Raw genomic sequence first — 2389 nt, 5'->3', positions numbered from 1 at the left:
TCGGTGATCAGGCCCCACTCGAACCTGTTACGCAGCCGGTCCTCCAGGGTGATCAGCTGCTTGGGCGCCCCCGACAACACATCGCGAAACGGTTTGAGGTGGCTTTCCATGTGGTGACGGAAGTCGCTCTCGCCCAGCACCATGCCGGCCAAAAACGCACCCAGGGCGGCGGATACGCCGATCGCGTGTGCAGCAGCGGCGGCAGCCACCACCACGCACAAGGAGACGAGCACGAACGATTCCTCGTGGCCCTGCCGCGCCACCCAGCCCAGCAGGCCATGCAACAGACGGCGTGAGGCGAGGGCCGCTGCCGCGAACAACACCAGCACGCCCAGCACTTCGAGCAGCACGCTCTCGATCTTCGGCGACTCGCCGCGCGCCCAGATCGCCAGCAGAGCCAGCAGCGGCACGCTGGCCAGGTCCTGGAAGACCAGCACGGCGATGGCGCTGCGGCCGTGGCGGGTGGTGAGCTCGCCTTGGTCGGCCAGCTGTCGGCTGACCAGCGCCGTGGACGACATGGCCGCTGCGGCGCCGAGCAGTGCAGCGCTCTGGGCTGGCTGACCCAACCCGATCAGCACCAGGGTCAGTGGCGCAGCCACAACGACCATCTGCAAACTGCCAGCCACCAGTACGGTCTTGCGAGTGAGCCAAAAGTGCCCGAGGGAGAATTCCAGCCCAACCATGAACAGCAGCAGGGCCACGCCCAGCTCGGACAGAAAATCAAGCGCTTCTCCCGGCGCGACTACACCGCTGACCGACGGGCCCAGCAAGGCGCCGACGGCGAGGTAACCCAGCAAGGCGGGTACTCTGAACGCCGCCGTCGCCACCGCCGCGAGGCTGCATGCCGCCAGCAGGATCAGGGTGGCGCCGAGCAAGTCCTGCATCGGTCAACGCCCCACCTGTGCAGATGCCCAGCGCACGATGTCCTGCGCGCCCAAGGCGCCGGCCTGACGCCCGATCTCCCGCCCACCCTGGAACAGGGCGAGCGTCGGAATGCTGCGGATGCCGAACTGCGCGGCCAGGTGGGGTTCTGCCTCGGTATTGACCTTGGCCAGCCTGACCCTGGGTTCGAGCTGGCGCGCCGCTTGCTGGAACTGCGGGGCCATCATCTTGCACGGCCCGCACCAAGGTGCCCAGAAATCGACCAACAGTGGCAGGTCGCTGCGCTCCACGTGGCGCGAGAACGTCGCCGTGGTCAACTCGATGGGTTCGCCCGTGAACAAGGGCTGCTGGCAGCGGCCGCAGTTGGGATGTTCCGATAGCTTCGCAGTCGGTACGCGGTTGATGGACTGGCAATGCGGGCAGACGAGGTGAAGATCATTCTTCATGGTTCGCCTCCTTGGACCACAGTGAGGCTGCCTCGCTTCGGGTCACAGACAATGCCGACCAATCAACGCCTTGGAGCCAATCGTTCCCGTTTTTGCTTACTCCGGCCTCTTCCAGATGAGCAGCGATGAATGCTTCGGCCTGCATGAGCCACCTTTGGACAGTATCTTCCTTACTAGGAATCAGCAGGATCTCAGAGACGCTGCTGGCATCCAGCCCGTCCACACGGATAAGCAGAAAAATGCGCCGCCACAAACGCGGCATGTCCTTCAGCAGGTCGAATGCAAAAGCGAACTCGCTCGACTGATCAACTAGCTCCTCCTGTTCCGCGATCGTTGCGGCATCGGGATGCTGACTGTCAGCGATGATATCGGCCAACCTGAGTGTGTCATCGGGCTGATAAAATTCGAAGACTTCCTCTTCCACCATGGCCTCGGCGACGTCCTGGGCATCCGCTTCGACCGGCGCGTCCAGAGAAACGAATTCGCCAAATTGCCGGCTGTTTGCCACTTCGTGATCCAGGACGGCGAACAGATGTTTCAGAAGACCGAAGTAAGCCTGATCTTGCCCAGCAACCGTGGACACAGTTTCAAGCACTCATCCGGGCCTCGTAGGCTTGCGGGCTGATGTGCCCCAGCGTGCTATGTCGCCGCTGGCGGTTATAGTCGGTTTCGATGTATTCAAACACGGTTTCACGCATCTGGGCGCGGCTCATGAAGCGCTCGCCATGGATGCATTCGACCTTCAGGCTGTGGAAGAAGCTCTCCGCACACGCATTGTCGTAGCAGTTGCCTTTCGCGCTCATACTGCATCGCAGCTGATGAGCGCGGATTAGACCCTGATAAGCCGTTGAGCAGTACTGACTGCCGCGGTCGCTGTGTACGATCACTCCCTTTGGCTGCTTTCGCCGCCACAGCGCCATGTGCAGAGCATCGCAGGCCAGGTCAGCCGTCATGCGTTCGCTCATGGACCAGCCGACCACCATGCGCGAGTACAGATCAATGATTACGGCGAGATACAGCCAGCCCTCGTCCGTGTGCAGGTGGGCGACATCACCTACCTG

General features: G+C 62.5%; 3 protein-coding genes and 1 pseudogene. All 4 read right to left on the bottom strand.

Features of this window, described 5'->3' with window-relative positions; translation table 11 throughout:
• Positions 1-884 (bottom strand): cation:proton antiporter (locus ABZX22_RS44840; protein ID WP_354923396.1); only part of this gene is annotated, 884 nt, incomplete at its 3' end.
• Positions 885-887: 3 nt separating this feature from the next.
• Positions 888-1328 carry a heat resistance system thioredoxin Trx-GI gene (gene trx-GI, locus ABZX22_RS44835; RefSeq protein ID WP_012761376.1) on the bottom strand — a complete coding sequence of 147 codons (441 nt, stop codon included), beginning with the start codon at positions 1326-1328 and terminating at the stop codon, positions 888-890.
• Positions 1318-1905, bottom strand: a pseudogene (locus ABZX22_RS44830) (hypothetical protein); the annotation flags it as partial. The gene trx-GI and the pseudogene ABZX22_RS44830, both read right to left, overlap by 11 nt.
• A 10-nt stretch (positions 1906-1915) precedes the next feature.
• Positions 1916-2389, bottom strand: a 474-nt coding sequence (locus ABZX22_RS44825; protein WP_354923391.1) for an IS3 family transposase, incomplete at its 5' end; no start/stop codon positions are given.

The organism is Nonomuraea sp. NPDC003804 (assembly GCF_040610675.1).
Classification (GTDB): Bacteria; Actinomycetota; Actinomycetes; order Streptosporangiales; family Streptosporangiaceae; genus Nonomuraea.
Note: the sequence above shows the minus strand (reverse complement) of the source record. Positions and strands in the feature narration are given on the sequence as shown.

Excerpts from the sequence above, each read along its gene's own strand:
- trx-GI (WP_012761376.1), bottom strand. The coding sequence starts at position 1,328 with ATGAAGAATGATCTTCACCTCGTCTGCCCGCATTGCCAGTCCATCAAC.